This is a genomic window from Candidatus Bathyarchaeia archaeon, from assembly GCA_041447175.1.
GTDB lineage: Archaea > Thermoproteota > Bathyarchaeia > Bathyarchaeales > Bathycorpusculaceae > JADGNF01.
In genome coordinates this window covers 2,638,629-2,662,643 of record CP166960.1, presented here as the reverse complement: position 1 = coordinate 2,662,643, position 24,015 = coordinate 2,638,629, and the positions used below count along the sequence as shown (strand labels likewise).

Here is a 24,015-nt window from a genome sequence, read left to right as displayed (position 1 = left end):
TCATTTACTATTGAAAGATGCATATGTCCTCAGAAGTGCACAAGCAAACGGCGGAGAGTTGGATGAAAGAAGCCCAAAAAGGCTACATACGCGTCGCTATACTTATTCTCCTTAATCGAAAGCCGTCTCACGGCTACGAAATTATGAAGGAAATTAGGGGCAAAACCCAAGGTTACTGGAAACCCACTGCAGGTGGAGTTTACCCTATCCTCAGGAATCTGGAGAAAGACAAATACATTGAAGGCACATGGCAAAGTGTCAATAACCGCAAACTGAAAAGCTACAAAATCACGCTTGCTGGGCAGCAAATGTTGAGGCAGATTCTAATTAAGCAGACGGAAATTGCCAACAACATGAATATTCTTTTTGAAGAGTTTTCCCGAACCATACTCAACGTAGAACCCACCGTTAATTTACCAGCCATGCATACACCGTTCTCACTTTTCCTTGAAGAATCAACAATAGAAAAGGACATAGCAAGCCTGGAAAAGCAACAAAAAGAAGTTAAAAACATGATTCATAGCTTGCAAGATAAACTTAAAGCCATTAATGGACGCATCTCTGAGAAGAAAAAAGAAGCCTATGAGAAAATCGAAAAAGAACAACAAAGGGCTTAGCGCCGCTGTCTGGGCAACAGAAACTCTTGGAAGTCAGGGTTTACTTCCCCGTGTTTCTCTTTGAGCGTTTGATTTATCTTAAGCCAGTCTTCAAGAAGGATGGGCCACATATCGCTGGCTACAACCCGCTTCGCCACATATTCTTTCATTGGCCCTTCCCGTTTGATGATACGTTTATGCCAGTCCACGCTAATTAAGCCGCCGCGGCGCAGATGCTGCAAGTTCTGAAGCATTTGGTCGGAGTCGACAGGGAAGCTGACGCTGCTGGATAAGTCCTCAAGGAGGTCGTCGAAAGTTATTTCGTGTTCGGCATGGAGGCATATTGCGGCTGCAATATCCTGCACTAAACGGGCGTTTCGGCTCAGGTAGGCGATTCTGCGTTTGGGAATCAGCACTTGTTCAATGCGGTAGGAATGCCGTTTGTAGAACCATCGTTTAACAACTTCAGCGAGACCCAGATATGCGCCTATGAGCAGTACTAAAAAGCCGTAGAAGAGCGGGGGAGGAGGCACGAAGCTGAAGTACTGGTCACCAAGAGCCGTGTAGGGAATTGCAATGGCAAACGCAACGATGACTATGCTGCTCAGAACCATAAACTTGCCTGGTTTGCTGGTCCAGAAAGGCGATTTTCGAGTGCGAATTGCAAAGATAATGAAGGTCTGGGTAGCCAAGGATTCGAGGAACCAAGCTGTCTGGAACAGGGGTTCCTGAGGCATGCCGGGGAACAAGGGGAAGAATATGAACAGCATTACGAAGAAGGTTAAGAAGTCAAAGACGGAGCTTACGGGTCCAAGGTATAACATGAAGTTGCGTATGAAACCGATGTCCCAACGTTTGGGTTTCTCCACGTACTCGGGGTCCACGTTGTCGGTGGTTATGGTGGACTGCGATAGGTCATAGAGCAGGTTGTTGAGAAGAATCTGAATGGGGAGCATGGGCAAAAAATCGAAGCCCAAAAGCGGCAAAATAAGGGAAGCCCCCGCGACGCTGAACATGTTGCCAAAGTTGCTGCTGACGCCCATCATGACGTATTTCATGGTGTTGCCGAAGGTTTTTCTGCCCTCCAGCACTCCTTTGGCTAGCACGGTTAAATCGTTTTTGAGAAGGATGATGTCGGCGGATTCTTTGGCTACGTCGACGGCGTTGTCAACCGAAACCCCCACGTCAGAGGTTTTCAGCGAGGGCGCGTCGTTTATGCCGTCTCCCATAAAGCCGACAACGTGACCGTTGCCTTTGAGCAGGTTAATTATGCGGTCTTTCTGAACGGGAGTCACTCGTGCAAAAACGTTGGCGTCTTCCACTACGCGGGCCAAAGCGTCATCATGCATCTGCACAATTTCGCTTCCCAAAGCAACCCCTTTAACTTCAAAACCAAGCTGCTCGCAGGTTTTTCGGGCAACCAACTCGTTGTCGCCAGTCAAAATTTTAAGTTCAATTCCTGCGTCGCTTAACAGCTTCAAGGATTGTTTGGCGGTTTCTTTGGGCGGGTCAAGAAAAGCCACAAACCCTAAGAAGACCATGTTGCTTTCGTCGTTGACTGAGTAGGTGGCTTTTTCCTCTTTGAGTTTCTTGTAAGCCACACCTAAAACGCGGAAACCTTCCGAGCTTAAATCTAAATATTTCTGCTCAGCTTTCTTGCGAATTTCCTCAGCAAGATCCGTCACCAGTTCGCTGGTTTCGCAGAAGGCGCAGACTTTGAGGATTTCTTCGGGGGCGCCTTTAGCTATGAAGAAGCGTTGGCGGTCTTTTTCGACAACTACGCTTACGCGGCGACGGACAAAGTCGAAGGGGACTTCATCGATTTTTTGGTAACCTGCTAAGTTGTGTTCTTCGTGGACCAATATGGCTTCGTCAAGAGGGCTTTTTAAGCCGGTCTGGTAGAAACTGTTAAGGTAAGAGTACAACAGAACTTTGTCATCGTCTTTGCCCTCAGGATCAACATGCAGCACAAGCGTTATCTTGTTTTCAGTGAGGGTGCCTGTTTTGTCAGTACAAAGCACGTTCATGCTGCCAAAGTTCTCGATTGAGGCAAGACGCTTCACGATGACGCCTTTTTTTGACATGGCTAATGCGCCGCGGGAAAGATTCACCGTGATAATCATGGGTAAAAGCTCAGGGGTCAACCCAACTGCGAGGGCGACGGAGAAGAGCAAGGCGTTAAGGATGCCGTTTGTGTCAGGGTGAAGCAACGCGTTAATTAGGAACACAAACAGAACCAGAAGCAGAGTTACCTGCATGATGAGAAAGCCAAAGCTTTTGACGCCTCGTTCAAACTCTGTTTCTGGGGGTCGTTCCACGAGTTTTTTGGCGATTCTGCCGTATTCGGTTGTTGTACCTGTGCGGACAACCACGGCAGTTGCGGTGCCGCTTACGATGGAGGTTCCCATGAAAAGGTAGTTGTTCCATTCGCTGAGGGAAGCGTCCTTAATGGTAACCAAGGTGGGAGTTTTTTCTACGGGAAAAGATTCGCCAGTCAACGACGACTGGTTGACGAAGAGGTCTTTGGCGGTTATGACTCGGGCGTCCGCGGGGGTTATGTCACCAGCAGAAAGATAAATAACATCCCCGGGAACAACGTCGTGAAGTTTCACTTCAGTGCGGATGCCGTTTCTTAAGGCGGTAGCGGTGGTGGTTACTTTTTCTTTAAGCGTTTCCGCTGCGTGTTCAGCCTTGGATTCTTGATAGAAATCCAAGATTACGCTGATGAACACAATTATGTAAATGATAACGAAGTTGGCTAACCCATCCGAGGTTAACCCCAAAATCTGCAGGAGCCCAGAAATTGCGCCTGCAACCATCAAAATGATGACAAGGGGACTTTTGAAGTTCAAAAAAAACTGCTTAATCGCTGAGTGTTTTTGTCCGTGGGCAAGCTCGTTTGGTCCATAAAGCTCCAAGCGTTCTTCGGCTTCTTCTGCAGAAAGACCAGCCTGTGAGGTTTCTAGACGGGTATAGAGTTGCTCAGCGGGCAGGGTGAGGAGTTCTTCGACGCTTAGCATCGGCTGCGTTTTGGGGGCGTTTTCGCCAGAACCACTGGTGTAGCCGTTGCCGTTTGACATGGATGGTTTCGCCTTCTTGCATCATGCATCTGCGCTCTGAACTATCAAGCATACGTGTATCGTTCTTAAAACGGTTTCTAAAAAAACAGCCAATACTCGCGGAGTAAATTGCTGATTCGATAGAGGTTGCGGGGTTATTCAGAGAAGAACCTATTAAGTCTAAGCCGCAAGAAAAACGGTGAAGGCAGATAAAGATGGGTTTGGAAAAAACGTTTGTTATGCTTAAACCCTCAACCGTTGCCAGAGCAATGGCGGGAAGGGTCATCGGTAGAATTGAAGACAAAGGACTCAAAATTGTTGCCATGAAACTGACATGGATTACGCAGGAAAAAGCCGCAACACTCTACGCGGTTCACAAGGGAAAACCCTTCTATGATGCTTTGGTGGCGTTCATCACTTCGGGACCGATTGTTGCCATGGTTGTTGAAGGCGACGACGCAGTGCGGGTTATGCGTAAACTCATCGGTGCAACCAACGCCAAAGAAGCTGAACCGGGAACCGTCAGAGGCGACTTGGCGTTGAGCAACCAGAAAAACGCTGTCCATGCATCGGATTCAGTTGAGAACGCCAAGTGTGAAATGGGAATTTTCTTTGCGCCCGAGGAGATTTTGAGTTATAAGCGGGCAGACGAAAACTGGATTTACTAACTGCTATCGGGGTAGGTAGGCTACTTTTTGAGCTACCCCTATCCCCTCTACGTTTTTGCAGTCCGACCCCGTCTTTACTGTTCCACTGGTGGAACGTTTTGTTCCTCAGCGAAAAATAAGTAATTTCCACCGTTAGTGCTAATGAGGCTCATCAATGCAAAAAATCCTTGCACTTAGCATAGTGCTCGTGTTAGCCTTGTCAGCAACGACGTTTTTCGGAACACAAGCAACAAAAGCAGAATCCCAACAGAACCAAACTCAAGACATAACCATACAACCCAATGGCACAATTGACCCGCCAAACGTCCTCATACAAAGGCAGGGCGAGGTCTACCGCTTAACCGCTAACCTGAACAATTCAGCCATAACTATCCAAAGAGGAAACATCGTAGTTGATGGCGCCAGCTATACCCTGCGTGAATCAGGCACTGACCAAAACCGAATTGCCATAACAATCATGGCAAGCAACGTTACCATTCAAAACATGCAGATAACAGGCTGGAAGGCAGGCGTCTACGGAGCCTACGACAATAACACCATAACAAACAACGCCTTCATCGGCAACTACCACGCCATCGCCATATACGCCTACGACTACGTGGTGAGCCAAAATAACATAACTCAAAGCACCAATGCGGTGTTCATCCACACCGGCGCAGCCCGACCCCAAGGCAACAACAACCTCATCACCAGAAACCAAATCGTGGAGAACCAGGCGGCTTTTGACATCACGGGCAGCAACGGAACCATCCTCACCCAAAACAACGTAACAAACAACTCTGTCATCCTTACGTTAGGCGTCATAACCCTCCAAGGGCGCGAAAGCGGAAACCACACGTTCTATCAAAACAATTTTGTAAGCAACACCGAAGCTCTCCACGTACCAACACCTATATTCGGAGGCAAGGGACCAGAAATTTTCCCCGCAGGATACTGGGACAACGGCACCATAGGCAACTACTGGAGTAACTACCAGCAGATTTATCCTAACGCTTCGCAACTTGGCGATTCAAAAGTTTGGAACACACCTTACTTTATCCAAGACACAATACCATACGAAATTGAAGACGCCAACGGCACCGTCGAAACGGGTATTGCAGTTTTGGGAACAGCCGTTGACCACTTTCCACTCAGGGCTCCTTTTCAATTGGAGTTACCTATAGCCCAACCCACGCCGACGCAAACAGCCAACCCAACTCCGACGGGTACAGCTTCGGCTGAAGTGCCAGAGTTCCCCGCATGGACCCTCTTGTCCCTGCTTGCTGCCGTGTCAGCTATTCTTTTAAGAAAGGGGCATAGGGAAAGTCACAGATTCGGAAATGCAGTCCCGACGCCGTCAATTATAAACTGAACTGCAATTGCCAAAACCAAAATCGCCATTATGGCAGTCACAACTCGGAGCCCTTCGTCGCCTAAATACTTAAAAAAGCGAGAAGAATACCGCATGCTGATAAACGAAACAAACACACCCAAAAATATGCCTATAAACACCGAGAAAATTTGGAAGAAGCTTTGCGATTTGGACGCCAGCAAGATTACGGCGGTAATTGTGCCCGGACCGGCAGTTAGTGGAAAAGCCAAAGGAACAATGGCAATATCATCGCTGGCCTCTTTTTGGGAGGTGATTCTTTCAGGGTAAAGCATCTGCAAAGCAACGATAATCAGCAAGATGCCTCCAGCAATCTGAAACGCAGAAGCGGTTATGTTAAAAACCTGAAATATGACTTGACCGCTTACAGCAAAGAAAGATAAGACTATAAAAGATATCTTCATGGCTTTTGTTATAGTAGCCCGTTTTTCCTTAAGGGGCATGTTTTTGGTTAGTGTTGCGTAAACTGCGATTGTGCTGAAAGGTTCCATAACTGACAGGATTGAGGTGATTGCTAAAACCAGAAAAGCGAAGTCGTCCAAAGGTTAACCCCCAAGCACGATATTGGAGAAGGTGTCACAGAAGCCGCTTTTTAAGCTTTCCAATCCTTTAAGGCAATTCTCCAACTTTTAACGCGTTAAATTGACCGCTCTCCGCAAGTGCTTCTGTTGCATGAACTTCATAGGCTGGTTCTTTTAAGGACGAGTATGCTTGCAACAAAAAAAGCCACGCCAAAACCCAATAACGCCAACAAAGATAGCCACGGAAAAACCTCGCCTAAAGCCGCCGCACGCAACGCCTGACTAGAATGCGTGAGGGGCAAAGCAAACAGCACCGCCTTCGCCACATCAGGCAGAGCACCCAGAGAAAAGAAAGTGCCACACAAAAACGTCATGGGCAGCATAACAAACCCGTTGAAAGTGTTCGTGTCCTCATGTGAAGTTATTACGAATGCAATCAGCACGCCAAACAGGGCAAACACAAAACAGGAGACAACCAAAGTCAGCATAAACAAAGGGCTCACAATAAGGGAAGGCGAAAGAACTACTCCAACTAACACTATTGCAACAGAGCTAATCAGACCCCGCAGGGCACCAACCAAAGCTTTCCCAAAAACAATTGAAAACAAACTTACGGGTGAAAGCAGCAATTCATCAAAGCTTTTATAAAAAAACCGGTCCACCTGAAGCTTTGACGCAACACCATTAAAACTGTTAGAAAACGACGCTACCGCCACGATGCCGGGAATGACAAACTCCAAGTAACTTACACCACCAAAACTGACGCCGCGTCCCAAACCGTAACCGAAAGCCACCAGATACAGCAACGGCTGAACAACACTAGTGGCAATGATTGAACGCCACCGATGCCTTAAATCCTGCAAATCCGCCCACAAAACCGAGTAAGCATCACCTAGAACAGTTAACATTAGCGGTCACCTGTTTGTGAAATCGGCAGGTGCATGAGACCCCTCCAGAACTCGTTTATGAGAGGTTTTAGAAACTGCGTTGTGATTCCTTTTGCGAAGGTAACCATAGATGCCTCTTACCATGTTTACTCTGGGAACAGTTTTCATGTATTCGCGGTAAGTGTCTCCGAATTTTCGGATAAGCCGTTTATCCTCATTCACAGCATAGTTGTAAATTAATGCGGCAGTGGTCACCCCAAGAAGTACACCAAGCCAATGCTGTGAAAACAAGGGAAGCGTGAGAACCAGCAAAATCCAGCTTGCATACATCGGATGCCGCACAACCGAATAAATGCCTCCGTTTACCAGGTTTGTGGTGTACATGCAGTTCTTGCCCTCAGGTATGCCCCCATGTTTGTTGAACTCGTTTCGGGCTATCAAACTCGTAACAAAAAATGCGGCTATGCAGAAGCAGCCCAGATACAGAAGCACAGAAAGCCCAAGAGAATTAAAGAAAACTACGGGAAGCAGAACCTGTACAGCTATTGCAATAATCCACATCACCGAAACAATTGAATCCTTATGCTGCAACCCTTCCGTGCCCCCATTTTGGAAATAGACGGAATTAACCGTCGTTTTTCTTCAGCGCCTCAGTAACTGCCGACTTTGTCAAAAACCCAATCAGTTCACCAATCTTTGTGTGCCCACTGGTCACCCGCAAAGGTATCCCAGACCCATTTCCGGAAACAATAACGATGTTGTCGCTGCCGGTGCCTGTGGCTTGGTTTTGAGGCGTGTAACTGCTTTTAACTTTCAAATCCTCCATAGCCGCAGTTTTAGCTTCCGTAGCTGTAACTATAGCCCGAGCCATGGCGCCGTCACTGAGAACTGCATTGGTTAAAATAATTATGTTGATAGTTCCAGAGGCGAGCACGAATTTTCCGTCACGCTCAAAATAGTTGCCCACATCCACGCCGCTTCTTTGAGCGTTTCCTTTTGCTCCAGCAGTAGCAAAACAGCACACGTTTAGTTCTTCGCAGGATTTCTCGCAGAAGGCAAGATTATCCATGTTTACGCCGGTACTCAGCAAAGAGATTTCTTCAGGTTTCACCCCAAACGTTAAAGGGAATCGTTTTTCAAAATCTTCATAACGCTCCATAGTTAGCGCGGAAAGTTTAGTTGGAATGTAATTGTTGGCTACATACTTGACTTTTCGGAAGCCATCCCATGTTGAAAGAATCCGATGTTTCCGGTTAAACGACACAAGTAACGTGTTGAGGTCAAACCCGTCAAAGTTAAGGTACATCACCTTAGCGTTGACCCCTTCTAACGTCAGGTTTATTCGTTTTTGAATTATCTCTTTGCCTAGTTTTTTCTTTGGTTTATTTTGTTTCATTTGATGCCTCCTTGCTTTTTTCACTTGCACCTTCCAAAAACCCTTCAATGTCAAGGTATATTCGCTCTAATTCTTTCTTCATTTCCTCAGTTGGCTCCCAAAAACCACGCTGGATGGTCTCCAGTAACCGTTCAGTAATGTTCTGCAGTGCAAAGGGACTGACTTCTTTGAGCCACTGCTGCATTTCAGCGTCTAAAACATATTTTTCTGCAAGTTTTTCATACATCCAGTCTTCAACGACTTCCACAGTGGCGTCCCAGCCTAAAACGTAGTCCATCACTCGGGAAAGCTCCGCAGCGCCTTGATAGCCGTGGCGCTTTAAGCCCTGAATATATTTAGGATTTAGGATGCGTGCACGGAAAACGTGGCAGGTTTCCTCTGCGGTGCTCTTAATCTTCACCCTGTCAGGATCTGAGGTGTCACCACAATACGACCGCGGAATTTTTCCGCCCAGAATTTTCACAGAAGTAATCATGCCGCCGTGATAATCGTAGCAGTCGTCGCCGTCTAAAATGTCAATTTCGCGGGCATCCTCATTCTTCACTGTCAGGTTGATTTTGCTTAGGCGGCGTTTGAACTGCTCAGGAACTGCAACGCCGTAGATTTTTTTGCTATAAACGAAGCTGCCCCACAGGAGATAGATGTCGCAAAGGTCTTTTTGGTCCTTCCAGTTCTTCGTGTCCACCGCGTCACTGACGCCGCAGCCGTAAGCGCCCGGGAAATCACCAAAAATCCTATACAAAGCTTCGTCACGTGCTTTTTCTGCATCAATGCCTTGCGCAGTACGTTCATCGATTTCAGATTCCACATGCTTGGCAAGATAGTTTTCTTCGCCCGATTCTTTAAGGGAGGCAACCAAAGCCACAGCGTCATCAATCAGGTGAACAATATTTGGAAAAGCATCACGGAACATTCCGCTAATTCTGGTGGTTACGTCTATCCGGGGGCGTTTAAGCGTTTCAACCGGGATAACTTCAAGTCCAGTTACGCGTCCGCTGCTTTCCTCCCATACAGGTTTGACGCCCATCAAATAGAGTATCTCAGCTACGTCGTCGCCTTTGGTCTTCATGGTTGGGAGAGCCCACAGGATAATACCGATATTCTCGGGGTACTTCCCTTCTTCAATTAAATACCGCTTCAGCAGAGCGTCACCCAAAGAAACGCCTACTTTCCAAGCAGCAGGCGTGGGTATGGCACGGGGGTCAACCGAGTAAAAGTTCCTGCCCGTCGGCAGAATATCAGCCATTCCCCGCGTCATAGAACCCGAAGGCCCAGGAGGGACGAAGGCGCCTCTGCATGCGGACAACGTGTTTGTTAACTCGTCAGTTGAAGCCTCCAAAGCGGGAACAAGAAAACTGCACACATACGACAAACACGCCGCGACCTTAGGGCTACCACCATTAACTACCTCCCGTAATATCGGTTCAATATGTTGTTCATCAAAATGCACCGCGTTCAGATGCCTCATTAATTCGCGAGAAGTTTCATTCAGATTCTTAATTACGTCGCCGTTGGTTATGCCTTCAGACCGCAGTTTGCCCCTATTCGCAAGCAGGTCTTCATAATCATACCCTTCCAACTCTGCAAGCGACTCACGCAGCGAAGGCACTGAGCCGTTATTGAGCCTCGTCAAAGTGAACAAGAATTCTTCTAGACGTGAACCCGACGGAGGCACCCCAAATAAATGAAGCCCGTCGCGAATCTGCGTGTCAGACACTTCATGCAGATAAGCATGCAGTTTTTCCAAGAACCCGTCAAAATCAGACAACGCCTCCGCTTCGGTGACTTTAAGGTCACAGCCCAGTTTGGCTTGAGTTACGTTTTCCCAAATCATCTTTTGCATAACTGGAAGCTTATTGGCGTCACCAATTTTCGCGTGGTAATACTCCTGCAACTGCACTTCCAGCTCAGCCATCTCTTCATACGTGTCCGCGTTATGCATAACAGGAATCAAATGGTCGATAATGCAGCAGTAACTGCGTCTTTTTGCTTGCGCACCCTCTGCCGGATTCGTAATGATGTAGGGGTAAACGTTGGGCAAATCAGAAATGGCTATGTCAGGAAAACATGACTCAGTGAGCCCCACAGATTTTCCCGGCATCCACTCTAAACTGCCATGCGCTCCAAGGTGAATCACGACATCTGCCTTAAACACGTCCCGAAGCCAACGGTAATAGGCATAGTAGTGGTGGGACATGGCTAAGTCGGGGCTGTGATAGATTGCAGCGGGGTTCTCCATAAAACCGCGGGTTGGCTGCAGCGCAATGAAAACGTTGGCGTTGAGTATTCCCGCCACCAGTAATTCACCGTTGTAGTAGAACAGTTTGCCTGGCGGCTTGCCCCAGTCTTTAATCATAAGGTTCTGGGAAGTGACCGTAAGGTCGTCAAACCATTTTTTGTACTGTTTTTTAGGAATCTTGGTAACTGCCCGTTCCACAAGCTCTTTTGGGCTTAACCAGCGGCGGTCGTTTGTTAAACCATTAATTACGTCTTCAATCAGCTTCTGGCCGCTTTCGGGAATAAAATCTATCGTGTAGCCTTGTTCTTTCATGCTCTCTAAGATGCTTATTGCTGCAATGGAAGTGTCAAGCCCAAAAGCGTAGCCGATGGTGTCATTTCGGGGAGGATAATTGTGAAGAATTATGGCGACTTTTCTTTGACTGTGAGGAAGACGATGCAGTTTACCCCAGTTTAAGCTCAGACGGACGACTTTGTTGATTCTTTCGGGGATAGGTTCGTATTTGATTATTTGGTTTCCTGTCAACGGGTTAATTTGGGTGGTATCCATCGTAGCAATGGGCACCGTGATTAGGGACCCGTCGAACTCGGGTAGGGCAACCTGCATAGGTATGTCCACCACACTAAGCCCCAAGACGGTGTTTCGCCAGTTTTCATAAGAGTTACAGGTTAAAACTGCTTTTATAACTGGAACATTTAGCCGTTTGAGGGCGTCTAAGGCTTCAGAACCAGTCGGGGACATGCATACAGAAAGCATCAAGCCGCTGATGACTACATCAACCAAAGGCTTCCCCTCCTTCAAGAAGTATGTATCCACAATCCACTCTAAGCCGTGCGTGCTCAAAGTTGCATCGACTAAGCCGCTGAAAAACACGGGCAGAACGTTCGCGTCGTGAACCTCTATTTCCTTAATCAAACGGTCAACAAAAGCAGTGTCGCCGCTATGCACATGATTATGATGAAACCATATGCCAACAGTAACCCTGTCTGGCTGCAACTTCGTTTCCACATACTCTTCTAATGTGGGAGCATATTCAAAATCTGGGTGATAGATGCCTTCGTATTGAGGCTTCACTGGAGCTCCGAACTCGTAGCAGGAACCCGTGAAACGGTTTGCTAAGTACAATAGGAGATTTTCAAAGTTCTTTTTGTCCCCATACCTAAGGTAATCAAAAATTTTTCGGTAATCTTCTTGTTCCACCGTAGAAAGAGACTGGAAATCGTCTTTATCTGAACGGATAACAAAAACAGGAACCCCCGCGTTTTGCAAGTCAGCTATGACATCATCAAATTCAGAACATTTATTCAATAACCGTATGATTGTCACGTGAGAGGTAATCGCAAACTTTACGAACTGGGATAGGTTTTCAAAATCTTCACGGCTGCCGTCTTCAAAGTCTTTACCTGACCAAAGATAGGCATTTACTATTTTGCCGAAGCGGTCGTTTACCGATGTGAAGGCAAAAGAGAAAGGAGCTGACTCTGCAGGGTTTGTTGTAGCAAAGGCTATTCTAAGCTGTTTCATCAATAATCCTCCTTATCGTCAAAATTGGTAAATGCAAAAAGTGTCCTGTGAACACTAATCGCCACCTAAAAGAACCGATGTTGAGAGTTCTTGATGTAAAAAAAGAAAAAGCAGAACACAAAGTTCATGCCGCGCCCTTAAAGGGGAGGAAGGTTCCCACTGAGCTGTACTCATGGGTACGTAAACACTCCTTCGACTTCTTCGCCAAAGAAATCCTGAATCAACTCTGCATGTACTGCAGCAGGGTCTATATCCGCGAATAAGTCTGGGTGGAAGCATTTCGCAAAATAGAGATACCCTGCGGGATACTGCACGCCCGTGGCAATACAGTCATTGTAGGTGTAGACACGTCCATCTTGGACAGCTTTGACACCACTCAATACTGGATTGTCCATTATCTGGTTTCGTGCGTACTGATGGGTTTGCAGGTCGCTTCCGCCATAGGCATTGACGATTATTACGTCGGGATTCGCTTCGATGACGAATTCAGCGCTCAGTTCAGGATACATAACTGTAGAGTCAGCGGCGATGTTTATTCCTCCACAAACGTACAGCCTGTCATTTGCGTTACTTCCGTTAGTCATTGTAAGCCAACCGTAGTCCATGATTGCTAAGTAGAAAGTTGGTCTCTCGTTGTCAGTTAAATTCTCAAGGCGCGTTGTGATAATAGAGGTGTATTGGTCGAGGGTATCGATGATTTCTGTGGCTCTTTCGGTTTTGTTTAGTATTTGACCGAAATTGGATATGATTGTGGTTAATCGCGATGGGGTACCGGAGTCTTGCACCATCACCTGTAAACCAGCGTCTTTGATTTTGTTGAGTGTTTCATCCCCATAATAGTATATGGCGGTGTCAACGATTACCAAGTCAGGCTTCAACTCAAAGATTAGTTCTAGGTTGGGAGTCAGTGAATTTCCTACGTCGGTTGCTTCTAAAACGGAACGTGGGTAAGCACCTTCATATGAATCGGGGCGCCCCACGATTTTGTCCTCGCAGTCTAGGGCACATATCACTCCAGTTATGCCATCGTTAAGGCAAACAACACGGTTTATAGGAAGATTCAAAGTGACGGGCAGATTAGTCGTATCAACTACTGTTACGACTGGGGGATACGAGTAAGTTCCGCTCAATGCCATTCCGAAGAATTTTTCGAGAAGTTCCGAATGCACAGCATCAATGTCGATGTCGGTAAATAAGGCGGGATGGAACCACTTTGCCAAACAAAGCAGCCCTAAAGGCTGGCGAATACCAGTTCGGAACACGCCGTCCATAACGTAAACTTTGCCGTTTTGAACTGCCTTCACCTCGCTTAAACCGACTCTGCTCATTATCTCTTCACGCATACTTTGAAAAGCTGACACATTACCATCGTATTGCCCTATCACCCTAACAATGATGTCAGGGTTCTGTTCCACTACGAACTCAGCGCTCAACGAAGGATAAAGAACAGATGACCCATCAGCGGCGTTTATTGCACCAGCGTCAAGCATCATCTGATGAGGTAAACTTCCATTTGAGCAACTGTACCAAGCCTTAGTCCACTCATAATAAACTACAGGCTTCTCAGCTTCAGTCACGTTCGCGAGGCGCTCTTGGACAAGATTCTCATAGTGCGCCATGTAATCAACAAGCTCGATAGCCTCAGCATCTTTTTCGAAAATTAAGCCAAAATTCGTTATAATATCCTTAACCCGTTCCGATTTAGAAGGACTGCCGATAATAACGGCTATTCCGGCATCCCTGATTTTCTGAACCGTTTCAACAGAATGACGCGTATCAGCCACAACCAAAGTGGGCTCTAACTCTAGCAGCAACTCCAAGTTGAGGGTGCTTTCAGCCACAACAGGCACATCTAAAACTGAAGGAGGGAAAATGGTGTACGAATCACGTCCCACAATCGAGTCATCGCAGCCTAAAGCACAAATAATTTCTGTTAAACCATTTGCCAAGCTGACAACACGTGTTGCAGGAACAGCCACAACCACTTCATCGCCTCTGTCGTCCACAATTGTGACGGTCTTCGGGGGTTCAGAAGTGGGGGTAGGTGCCAGTGAAGGTGTTGGTTTGAGTGAAGCGGTAGGGGCAGGTGTTGAAGTTTGGGCAGGGCTGGAACTTGGAGTTTCAGTTGGAGTCGGAGACGCAGACGCAGAAGGGGACAGCGAAGCTGTAGAGGTTGACGTGGGGCTTGGGCTTGAAGTTGGTGTAGAAGAGGGGGGCGGCGTTTGGGGTGTTGTTGGAGAGGGCGAAGGGGAGGGTGACGGCGAGGCAGAGTAAAGTACGTTGTAGGCTCCGTAAGCCGAAGCCCCGATAATCAATACAGCGAGAACGACAGCTATAATTGTGTAATTGTGCTTCAGCCTAATACACCCCCAGCGGTAAAACGAAAGGTAACGGGATATTCTAAAACTTGATAAAGTAGCGCTTGTTTTATCCTGTTTGGATAGAGCGGGGGCGCCAAACGGTTTAAAGGGTTTTTTCTTGGTTGCAACTTCCCACATCCCAGACGGATGGATTATCCATCCAGATGCTATATAAACTCTCTGTTAACATACGTTAAATCCAAGTTGAACAAACCATGAGAGTACACACCAACAAGGACAGGCTCATTCTTTTCATGAGGATGGATTAAGGAGTAACAAGGAGTTTGGTGCTCCGGCCGGGATTCGAACCCGGGTCTGTGGCTCGAGAGGCCACCATACTTGACCGAACTATACTACCGGAGCCTGAAGCGGAGGGTAAAGTATGTGCCTGGTTTAATAAAAATAGCGTTTACAAAAAGGAAAAGGGTGGAAGTTTACTCCATGTCCATGCCGCCAGGCATGCCGCCTGGACCGCCAGGGGCTCCGCCTTTTGGTTTGGAGCTGGAAATAACGTCGTCGATGCGTAGAATCATGCTTGCGGATTCAGCTGCGGATTTGATGGCTTGTTCTTTAACGACGATGGGTTCGATGACGCCGTTGTCGATGCTGTTTTGGATTTTGCCGGTGAATACGTTGATGCCTTGGTATTTGGAGTCGGCGTTGTCGTGAGCTGACCTGAGGGAGACGAGGATGTCGATGGGTTCAAGTCCCGCGTTTTCCGCGAGTGAGCGGGGGATAACTTCCATGGCGTCGGCGAAGGCTTCAATGGCGAGTTGTTCTCTGCCGCCGACTTTGTTGGCGAAGTTGCGCAGTTCTTTGGCGACCTCGATTTCAATTGCGCCGCCGCCTGCGACGATTTTGCTGTTTTCAACCACGTCTGAGACGACTGAAAGGGAGTCTGTCATGGCGCGTTCAGCTTCGTCGACCATGCGTTCAAGTCCCGCGCGGACGAGAATGGCTACGCTGTGGGGGTCTTTGCATTTTTCGACGAAAATCATTTTGTCGTCGCCGATTTTGCGTTCGTCCACCATGCCTGCGGTGCCGAGGTCTTCGGGTTTGATGTCTTCGATGTTGCTGGTGACTTTGCCGCCTGTGGCGCGTGCGAGTTTTTGCATGTCAGATTCTTTTACGCGGCGTGCTGCCAAGATGCCTGCTTTAGCGAGGTAGTGCTGGACCATGTCGTCGATGCCTTTTTGGCAGAAAACCACGTCTGCGCCTGAGGCTTTAATGTTGTTTGCCATCTTTTCCAGCATGTCGTTTTCTTGGTCAAGAAAAGCTTTCATTTGGGTGGGGTCACGGATGCGGATTTCGGCGCTTATTTCGGTTTTTTCGATTTCCAGTGCAGAGTCGATGAGGGCGATTTTTGCGTTTTCTTTTTTGCGGGGCATGCCGGGGTGAACGATTTCTTTGTCCACGATGATGCCTTGGACGAGTTGGGTTTCAAGCAGACTTTTGCCTGTTTTCTTGATGATTTGGATGTTGTCGATGTCGGCGATGGTTTTTTCTCCGCGTTTTTCGGCTACTTCGGTGACTGCGTCGATGGCGATTTCGGCGAGGTGCTCTTTGGCGCTGCCTACGGCTTTGCTGCCCATGGATGTTAAGGCAACTTTAAGCATGGCTTGTTTGTCTTTCACGTCAATGGGGACACCGTTTTGACCGACTACCTCAATGGCTTTTTGGGCGGCTTTGCGGTAGCCGCTGACCAGAATGGTTGGGTGAATGTTTTGGTCAAGGAGTTCTTCGGCTTTTTTGAGTAATTCGCTTGCCAATACGACTGCAGTGGTTGTTCCGTCTCCAACCATATCGTCTTGGGTTTTGGCGATTTCAACCATCATTTTTGCTGCTGGATGCTCAACTTCGATTTCGTTGAGGATGGTTGCGCCGTCGTTTGTTATTGTGATGTCGCCGAGGTTGTCGATGAGCATTTTGTCCATGCCGCGTGGTCCAAGGGTTGTTTTGAGGACTTCTCCGACTACGCGTGCTGCCATGATGTTGTTTCGTTGGGCTTCTTTGCCTCTGCTTCTTGTTGTGCCTTCTTTGAGGACCAGGACTGGTTGCCCTGAACCTGTTGTTGTCAAGTATGCCATACCATTAACCTCTCTTTTTCCTGTATAGAACCTGTTTTATCGGATTTATGCAAAAACCAAACGGCAATATAAACTTTAACCTTAACGGCGAAGCTTCGACGGTTAAGGCGGCGACTTTTTTGGTTTTGAGTAAAGGAAAGTTGTCCTTTCGGATACTTTGGCGCTTGCCTTTGCGGGCACCTTGTTGCTTAAAATCCAATATACTCCCTCTCTTTCGGAAGGTCTTATTTTTGGTTGTTTTTTTGATTCTGCGTCCTTTTTGGGGTTTTGTTGCGGCGTAATATGGCGGGAAAGGGCGCAAGAAGGCAAAATTCGGCTCAGAATGACTTAAAAAACTGTGCGACAAGTAACGCCCATTTTAGGATGCCTTTAATCGCGACAAGTGGCGCATTTGCACCTATACGAAGCTACGTTTTAGGGTTAAAATACTACAAAGACCAAGAAACAATGCCTAACAGAAGATACAACCCCAAAAGTGACAGCTGGACCCTAGGCACAAATGCGCCGTCTAATCGCATAAACTTCGTCCTTCAGAAACAACACTCCTAGCCGCCTAACCACAATAATCGCGGCAACACCACAGCAGGCGTACTCCTTAAAAAAAGAAAACAAACCGCTTAAAATTTGAAGCCTGTGGTTAAAAATAGAAAAAAGGAGAATTGCAGGTTCGCTACGGCATGTTGTGTTCTACCAGTGTCATGTTCATGTCCATGCTCATCGTATATTCCATGCCCATGGATTGCATGGTGAGGGTTTCTTGCATGGTGTACTGGATTGGCCGCATGGTTCCGTATTCGATGTAGGTTTGCCCGGTCATGTCAAGCCCCAAATCGATAATCAAGCTGTAGTTGCCTATGCTGGGTGTTTCCATGTGGTAGGTGACGTTGTCGGTTGCCATGTCAATTTGGAACACATTGTAGGTTCCTGCAGGCACTGTGAGTTCCTGTTCGCCTCCAAACGTGAGGGTCATGTTGCCCGTAAAGTTTGCGTCTGGGAAGTACTCTATGAGGCTGTCGCCCATGCTGCCCAAGACTTCGCCGATGGGTACGCTGATTTTGTCGCCCACTTGGACTTCAGTTTGGTTTAGAAGCTGAGCCAAATATGGACTGCCCATGCTTGCATTCAAAGAAGTTAGCTGCTGCTCCATGTTCAAAAAGCCCGTGGAGTACCCGGTTTTGTTCATCTTTTCAAGGTAAGAGAAACTGTAGGGCTCATCGTCCAAGGTTATTTGCATGGTTTGGTTTAAGGTGTAGAATTCGCCGTCAAAATCAAGCACGTCCGTGGTGAGGGTTCCGTTTACGGTTACGTTGCCCGAGTCAGCCCCCAAAATCGGGGACAGGTCTATGTCGGGAGCCTCCATGGAAACCGCCAGATTCACGTCGTAGACCATTTGCTCGCCAACCGTGTAGTTAACTTCGAGGGGGATTACGGCGGAGCTTGGGGGAATGAAAAGTGCAGCTATTAGAATTAAAACGGTTAAGGTACCTGCTACGGTGAAGTAGAGTTTCTTGTAAGACTGACCCTTCGAGTTTGCCTGTGATGGATTTGGAGAAGCACTTGACAGAAGCAAAAAATGTTTTTTTAGCAAAATGGTTTGCCTCCACTCTACAAAGCGGAGTTTAGGTATTTTAGGGTTTTCAACAAGGAGGCTGTAGCCACAATTTTGAGAAAAATTAAGAACACCACAAAGACCAAACAAAAAGCGTAGACTTTGCATTGTTGTAGCCCCGAGGCAGTCACAAGGGTTTAAAGGTAAAACAGAGCTTCAACACACAAAAGAACACCCGTTAACAGTTTTTTAGGGGTGACCACTTTGCAAACTACTTTTGCTAAACAACTTCTTAAGCGGAGGACCAGTCAAGGCGGCGCTCAACCAGCAGCGTTTGACCCTGAGGCATCTTTGCAACCAGCTGAGAAACAGCCCCAAACCACCGTCAAGGCAAGGCACCAAGGAAGACCACTCAAGATTGTTGTGGTTACAAGCGTTTTCTTGATTATCGCAGGGTTACTTGTTAGTATAGGTGCGGTTGTGGTTTTTCCGTTTTTGACGGCAACTCTTGATGATGTTCAAGTGAGGGTTTCAAATTCGCTTACGCAAGTAAGCGCTGCCTTGTCCGATGCCCAAGAAATTGTTGGTGACGCTCAGGGAACCGTGGCGGATGCAAGCGACGCGGTGGGGCAGGCTTCGCCTGCTTTGGAGAGGGGCGCTGGACTGGCGGAGGATATAGCGGAAGCAGCTGAGGGAATTGGACCCACCATCTCGGGCATGGCGGACACGCTTTCAGGCATAGGAATTGAGGCGCTGGACTGGTACCCGTTTGAAGGTTTAGCGGACATGTTGAGGTCAATTCAGACGCCCATAGAAAACGCAAGCAGCGACATACGGGAAATCAGCAACAGCATAACCAACATCACTCAGCGGGTAACCAATTTGCCCCAAGACCTTGAGAACCTAAACACTCAGCTTTCGGCGCTACGTGTGCGCCTCGACGAAATCAAAAGGACAATCGAGGAAACCAACGACGTAATTCCCGGCTACTTCAACCAAGCCAAAACGGCGTTGCTTGCCGCCACTGCAGGAGTTGCAGGGTTTGGAGTGCTTTTGATTCTTTCAGGGATTTCAGTTCGGTCCCTGCGCAAAGCCATCATGAAGACAAACAAAAAACTCGAAGAACTTCAGGCAACCAAACAGGTTTAATCGCTGCTTGCTCCCGAGTAGTTTTCCGCCAATTTCTGTTTGCTTCGAAGTTGCTCCAGCAGAACCTCGCGCATCAAGTCGCAGGCATCGCTTATTTTTGGGTTGGTTACTCTGTAGTAGATGTTGGTCCCAGTTTTGCGGGTTTTCACGATTTGCCGCTGCCGCATAAACGCCAGATGCTGGGAGACGTTGGATTGGCTGACCCCGACGTGTTCGGCGATTTCGTTGACTGTTTTTTCACCTTCCTTGAGGAAGTGGAGAATTGCCAGCCGAACGGGATGGGAGAGGGTTTTTGAGATTTCTGCTTGCAGCTCGTAGATTGTCATGTCGAGTTTCGCGTTAGACATGGTTGTTCCTTAATATTCTAACATTGCTACAACTCTTAAGGTTTATCAAAAACAAAAAGAAAAGAAAGGGGTTTTGGGTTTAGGCTGTTGTGGCTTCTTCAACGAAGGTGCCATGCCATGTGTGGTACCAAACCTGACCTGTGTATGCGTTTACGCTGAGCATACCGTAATGAGTGCCGCCGTTGAGGACTTCAACGGTGTAGTAGCCGTAGAATGCTGTTATGTCACCGGTTGTTGTGCCTTGTAGGTAGGTGTCGAGGTATTGCTGTGCGTTGGCTTGGGCTTGCTCAACTGTGACTGTGGGTTGACCATTGGCATTTGCGGCGTCTATCCAGCTGCAGAAGCCTGCCTTGAAGCTGTATTTGGTGTTCCACATCATGTTGGGTCCAGGTTCCGCGGTTACTACGCCGGTGGTTGGGTTTATGAGCAGTTCAAAGGCGCCATACCCTGTGCTTTTCTCGCTTACTTGGACGTAAAAGTTGGCGGTGTACTGTTCTACGTGTGTGACTTCTAAGTCGGGGTTGTTGAGGGAGGCTATGTAGGTTTGGGCAATTTGGGTTGCTTCCTCTATTGTTATTGGGGTTGTTGCGGTGTTGGTTGCTGAGCCGTATCCGTAGCCCCAGTTACCTCTGCAGCCGCCCCAGCAGCGTCCGCCGTATCCGTCTGCGTATGTTTGGGTTTGGGGTGTGTAGAGGGTTGGTGGGGTGTTTGTGGTTTCGGGGGTTGGCAGGGCTGTGGTTGGGGTGGTTACGCCGTTGGTGTTGGGGGTTGGTGTGCCCCACCAGCAGAATGCGTAAGCGGAAGCCCCTGCGACTCCCGCGATGGTTAGGGTTAATGCGAGGACGGTTATGAGTTTCCATGTTTTCATTTTTTCACCTCCAATGTGCTCTTGGTTGGTGTGGGTTGGTTGAGGTTTGTGTTAGGGTGATGGTTAGTTTGGGTGTTTTTTGGGTTACCAAATTCCGTCACACCAATATTCTAATATTAGAATATATATTCCATCTTTCTTATAGGCATTCCGATTTCAAAAAACAAAACCCACCACAAAACCACAAAACCACAAACCAGCCCACAACAAATTAATCCACCCAACAACCCATAATCCACCGGCGAAAAACGTGCAAATCTCAGTCCGCTTCTTCACCGTACTCAGAGAAATCACCGACAAAAAAGAAGAAACCCTCCAACTCCCCCAAGATGCCACCATCGACACCGCCCTCCAAACCTTAGCCCAACGCTACGGAGAACCTTTCACCGAATACGTCTACGACCAAAACGGCAAAGTCAAAGGGTTCCTACAGTTTTTCATAAACGGACAAAGCACCGCAGCCGTGAAAGGCTTAGACAGCAAGTTGCATGAGGAGGATGTTTTGGCGATTGTGCCCCCCGTCGGCGGCGGATAGGATGTTTCGACCCGAAGTTCTTTAAGCTCAAACATCGAATCCTCATTTGGGGGATAAACGAGTTTGCCTCCGGCAACTGTGAAGAATGTTCGAGACCTACTTTTTTGGCAGTACGCAAAAATAATTGCGGTTTCAGCAGGCTTCTGCAAAGACGACTACGGATTCGTGACCAAGAAGCTCAAGCAGCTACGCACGGGGGAAATTGAGTGGAACGAAATCCGCGAGTACATCAAAGAGAAAGACCTAAACGGCGAATGCATCTACTGCGGCGCCAAAACGGGTTTAACATTGGAGCATCTGCTACCACGCTGTTTCAATGGACCCAACAGCGAAAAAAATGTGGTTTGGGTGTGCAGGACATGCAACTCCAAGAAGGGCTCCAAAAGGCTCTATGAATACTGGGTCATTCAACGCGGCTTAAAAAAAGGCAAAAACGAAGTCCCACGCATCGCCGAAGGCAAATACCTAAAGTTCGCGTATGAAGTTTTAGAAGAGCAAAACCTCTTAGACATGGACATCAAGCAGGTAACTGCGAAGATTTGCCCAAAATGCGACCTAAAAAACCTCTGCGTCCAAGAGAAAACGGAGGGCAAACTCTCGGTTCTGTGCATTGACGGCTTGCTCACGTTATGTTGCAAAGAAGATTAGAAGGCAAAGAAGGGCGACTTCTTGCGCATAGCCACCACATACTGCTTTAGGACTTCCTGTTCTTCCTCGTTAAGCTGGTCTGCAAATGCACCCTGAAAAGCTCGCACATCAGGTTCGGGAACCTTCACAAACAGCACATCCTTCTCGAAAATGTGCCTGCCCACTGTGGGTTTATCCATGGAAACCGCAACCTGCATGCCCTGTGTGGCTTGAGAAACCGCTTTGCCTTTGTCTTGAATCTGCTGAAGCTCACCCACATCTTCACCGTCGTCAGCCCGAACAAGGTTAGTTTTAGGTTTAAGAATCCCCACTGCTACATCCACGCCGAAGATTGCGGGTTTGGCTCGGCGAAAAACGTACCCCGGAATGACCGAGATTTTGGCGGGGCGAACAAGTTTTTCCAGCTCCGCTTCCAGTTTAGCTTCGTTTTTGGATTTCACCCAGTCCACGTAGTTTTCAATCATGTGGTAGACGATTTGTTCTTTGAAAATTCTAACCCCACGCATTGTGGCTTCTTCTTCCGCGTCAGGCAGGATTCGCACGCCAAACGCCAGAATAACGCCCTGTAGCGGGTTGTGGCTTTTCACTGCAGAAGCTTCAATCACATCCCGTTTTGACACGTCTCCTACGTCGGCGATGCGGATTTGCATGTTATTTTGTTTAAGCATCTCGGCGGTTGCCTCCAAAGAACCCAACGTGTCCGCCTTAAGAATCACGCCATCCACCTGCGTGTCAATGCGGATTTTCTTGATTTCATCCGCAATTATCTTCATATACGTTTCAGGGGTTTCACCGGGAGCCACCGCGTAAAGGGGCGCTCCGGCGAGGGCACCTTCCAAATCGGAGGCCACGATTTTTACTCCTGCGGCGGCAAATACGTTTTCCACCGACGAGAATTTGTCTCGGGGGTCACGCATTTCGTCCAGCGGTTTGGGCACCAGAATCGCGCGGATGCGTGTAGTGATTGGGGCTTGTTTGCCGCCGATGACGATTATGTCGTCTTTGTTTAGGGTACCATCGTATATGATGGCGTTAAGAGTTAAGCCTAACCCAGGCTCCTCTTTAATCTCCAGCACAGAGCCCTTTGCTGCGCCCTCCGTTGTCTGCAGCTGCTTTTTGAGGTACTGCTGCGTCAAACCGATAAGAACCATAAGCAGTTCAGGGATACCTTCGCCGGTTTTAGCGCTGACCGGCACAAGCGCAACAGTGGAGGTGAAGTCGCGGATGCGGTCAAAGCGGTCGGTGTTGAGTTTCTCACGGGAGAAGGTGCCCATTATTTCGTAAAGCTTGTTATCTAACTCTTCCCGCACGTAAGCATCCTGCTTAGCGTAAACCTTAAGAAAAGGCGAGGAAGGCTGCGACTTCCAGCCTGCAATGCGGTCAATTTTGTTAACCGCCACAATGAAGGGAGTTTTGCGTGCTTTGAGAATTTCTATGCACTCGTAAGTTTGCGCTTCAAACCCTCGCAACGCGTCAATAACTAGGATGGCTATGTCGGCGACGCTTCCGCCTCTGCGACGCAGATTCGTGAAAGCCTCATGCCCCGGCGTGTCAATAACCAGCAACCCAGGAATTTGTATACCGCTCTTCATGGTGGCTGAAAGCTGAGGACCAATGAGCGTCTGAAGGGTTTCTACAGGAAAGAAGCTGGCTCCAATGTGCTGAGTGATGCCTCCGGCTTCTCGAGCTTGCACGCTGGTTTTGCGGATGCGGTCCAGCAACAAAGTTTTGCCGCTGTCCACGTGACCTAAAACGCATACGATGGGTTGACGAATGGGCATATTGAATAGGCTCCTAGTTTCCGTTTGCTAAGTGAATGAACAAGGGGTGAGTGTTCTAAAAATAATAAGGGTAACGGTTAATAAACACGCACCTGCAACCCGGCAAAGCAACCATTAGACTTTATCGTAGGCTTCCAACGCAGCCGCCAAAGCCACATTGACACCTTTTAGCCCCACAACCGTCAACGTTAAAAGAACCGTTTCACGAATTTCCTCGCGGCTTGCCCCAAGCTTCTTGGCAAAGGGCACATGCATCAAGGCGGCGCCCACATCGTCAGTTACGATTTTCATGGCGATGTAAAGCAGGTGTTTGGTTTTTGCGTCAAGCGCAGAGGGCTTGGCGACTGCCTCAATAAGCTTGTTGAAGGCAGCGGCTACTTCGGGGGATTCTTCTTGAAAAATCTGGTAACCAGATTTGCTCATGAAAACACC

Annotated in this window: 20 protein-coding genes and 1 tRNA gene; 7 read left to right on the top strand and 14 right to left on the bottom strand. The window is 48.0% G+C overall.

The window, feature by feature from the left end; all coding sequences use genetic code 11:
• Positions 1–62 precede the first annotated feature (62 nt).
• The gene (locus tag ACBZ72_13770; GenBank protein XES77219.1) at positions 63–617 is read left to right on the top strand and encodes a helix-turn-helix transcriptional regulator; all 555 of its coding nucleotides are present in this window, start codon (positions 63–65) and stop codon (positions 615–617) included.
• Here ACBZ72_13770 and mgtA read toward each other — a convergent pair.
• Positions 614–3,676 (bottom strand): magnesium-translocating P-type ATPase, encoded by a 3,063-nt coding sequence (gene mgtA / locus ACBZ72_13765; GenBank protein ID XES77218.1) that lies wholly within the window; start codon positions 3,674–3,676, stop codon positions 614–616. The two genes, ACBZ72_13770 and mgtA, sit on opposite strands and share 4 nt — an antisense overlap.
• Positions 3,677–3,870: 194 nt before the next feature.
• Here mgtA and ndk point away from each other — a divergent pair, with 194 nt between their 5' ends.
• Positions 3,871–4,323: a nucleoside-diphosphate kinase gene (gene ndk, locus ACBZ72_13760; protein XES77217.1), complete on the top strand. Its 453-nt coding sequence runs from the start codon at positions 3,871–3,873 to the stop codon at positions 4,321–4,323.
• 154 nt (positions 4,324–4,477) lie between these two features.
• Positions 4,478–5,674: a NosD domain-containing protein gene (locus ACBZ72_13755; protein XES77216.1), complete on the top strand. Its 1,197-nt coding sequence runs from the start codon at positions 4,478–4,480 to the stop codon at positions 5,672–5,674.
• Here ACBZ72_13755 and ACBZ72_13750 read toward each other — a convergent pair.
• The 6 genes from ACBZ72_13750 to ACBZ72_13725 form a co-directional block, all read right to left on the bottom strand.
• Positions 5,629–6,234 (bottom strand): MarC family protein, encoded by a 606-nt coding sequence (locus ACBZ72_13750; protein ID XES77215.1) that lies wholly within the window; start codon positions 6,232–6,234, stop codon positions 5,629–5,631. The genes ACBZ72_13755 and ACBZ72_13750 overlap by 46 nt on opposite strands.
• A gap of 137 nt (positions 6,235–6,371) precedes the next feature.
• Complete coding sequence (locus tag ACBZ72_13745) at positions 6,372–7,121, bottom strand: ABC transporter permease (protein ID XES77214.1); 750 nt, start codon at positions 7,119–7,121, stop codon at positions 6,372–6,374.
• Positions 7,122–7,127: 6 nt separating this feature from the next.
• Complete coding sequence (locus tag ACBZ72_13740) at positions 7,128–7,691, bottom strand: isoprenylcysteine carboxylmethyltransferase family protein (GenBank protein ID XES77213.1); 564 nt, start codon at positions 7,689–7,691, stop codon at positions 7,128–7,130.
• 34 nt (positions 7,692–7,725) lie between these two features.
• On the bottom strand, positions 7,726–8,496 hold the full coding sequence (locus tag ACBZ72_13735; GenBank protein ID XES77212.1) for an adenosylcobinamide amidohydrolase: 771 nt from the start codon (positions 8,494–8,496) through the stop codon (positions 7,726–7,728).
• Positions 8,483–12,259, bottom strand: coding sequence for a cobaltochelatase subunit CobN (cobN, locus tag ACBZ72_13730; GenBank protein XES77211.1), 3,777 nt, complete (start codon positions 12,257–12,259; stop codon positions 8,483–8,485). Before cobN ends, ACBZ72_13735 begins: the two co-directional genes overlap by 14 nt.
• A 170-nt stretch (positions 12,260–12,429) precedes the next feature.
• Positions 12,430–14,238, bottom strand: a complete 1,809-nt coding sequence (locus ACBZ72_13725) for an ABC transporter substrate-binding protein (protein ID XES78693.1) — start codon at positions 14,236–14,238, stop codon at positions 12,430–12,432.
• On the opposite strand from ACBZ72_13725, the gene ACBZ72_13720 reads away from it, so the two are divergent.
• Positions 14,132–14,533: a hypothetical protein gene (locus ACBZ72_13720; protein XES78713.1), complete on the top strand. Its 402-nt coding sequence runs from the start codon at positions 14,132–14,134 to the stop codon at positions 14,531–14,533. The genes ACBZ72_13725 and ACBZ72_13720 overlap by 107 nt on opposite strands.
• A gap of 371 nt (positions 14,534–14,904) precedes the next feature.
• Here ACBZ72_13720 and ACBZ72_13715 read toward each other — a convergent pair.
• The 3 genes from ACBZ72_13715 to ACBZ72_13705 all read right to left on the bottom strand — a co-directional run bounded on the left by ACBZ72_13715 (position 14,905) and on the right by ACBZ72_13705 (position 18,294).
• Positions 14,905–14,982, bottom strand: a tRNA-Glu gene (locus ACBZ72_13715).
• Between the two features lie 71 nt (positions 14,983–15,053).
• Positions 15,054–16,706, bottom strand: coding sequence for a thermosome subunit beta (gene thsB / locus ACBZ72_13710; GenBank protein XES77210.1), 1,653 nt, complete (start codon positions 16,704–16,706; stop codon positions 15,054–15,056).
• A 670-nt stretch (positions 16,707–17,376) separates the two neighbouring features.
• A complete protein-coding gene (locus tag ACBZ72_13705; protein XES77209.1) occupies positions 17,377–18,294 on the bottom strand; it encodes a hypothetical protein in 918 nt (305 codons plus the stop codon).
• 225 nt (positions 18,295–18,519) lie between these two features.
• Here ACBZ72_13705 and ACBZ72_13700 point away from each other — a divergent pair, with 225 nt between their 5' ends.
• Positions 18,520–19,404, top strand: coding sequence for a hypothetical protein (locus tag ACBZ72_13700; GenBank protein XES77208.1), 885 nt, complete (start codon positions 18,520–18,522; stop codon positions 19,402–19,404).
• Here the strand turns inward: ACBZ72_13700 and ACBZ72_13695 are convergent.
• Together ACBZ72_13695 and ACBZ72_13690 are read right to left on the bottom strand one after the other, a co-directional pair.
• On the bottom strand, positions 19,401–19,751 hold the full coding sequence (locus ACBZ72_13695) for an ArsR/SmtB family transcription factor (GenBank protein ID XES77207.1): 351 nt from the start codon (positions 19,749–19,751) through the stop codon (positions 19,401–19,403). The two genes, ACBZ72_13700 and ACBZ72_13695, sit on opposite strands and share 4 nt — an antisense overlap.
• 79 nt (positions 19,752–19,830) lie before the next feature.
• Complete coding sequence (locus tag ACBZ72_13690) at positions 19,831–20,619, bottom strand: hypothetical protein (protein XES77206.1); 789 nt, start codon at positions 20,617–20,619, stop codon at positions 19,831–19,833.
• Between the two features lie 250 nt (positions 20,620–20,869).
• On the opposite strand from ACBZ72_13690, the gene ACBZ72_13685 reads away from it, so the two are divergent.
• Both ACBZ72_13685 and ACBZ72_13680 read left to right on the top strand, forming a co-directional pair.
• The gene (locus tag ACBZ72_13685; GenBank protein ID XES77205.1) at positions 20,870–21,154 is read left to right on the top strand and encodes a ubiquitin-like small modifier protein 1; all 285 of its coding nucleotides are present in this window, start codon (positions 20,870–20,872) and stop codon (positions 21,152–21,154) included.
• A 63-nt stretch (positions 21,155–21,217) separates the two neighbouring features.
• Entirely contained in the window at positions 21,218–21,802 is a 585-nt protein-coding gene (locus ACBZ72_13680) for an HNH endonuclease (GenBank protein ID XES77204.1), read from the top strand.
• Here the strand turns inward: ACBZ72_13680 and infB are convergent.
• A complete protein-coding gene (gene infB, locus ACBZ72_13675) occupies positions 21,799–23,583 on the bottom strand; it encodes a translation initiation factor IF-2 (GenBank protein ID XES77203.1) in 1,785 nt (594 codons plus the stop codon). The two genes, ACBZ72_13680 and infB, sit on opposite strands and share 4 nt — an antisense overlap.
• 114 nt (positions 23,584–23,697) lie before the next feature.
• A complete protein-coding gene (locus tag ACBZ72_13670) occupies positions 23,698–24,006 on the bottom strand; it encodes a carboxymuconolactone decarboxylase family protein (GenBank protein XES77202.1) in 309 nt (102 codons plus the stop codon).
• Between the last annotated feature and the right edge of the window lie 9 nt (positions 24,007–24,015).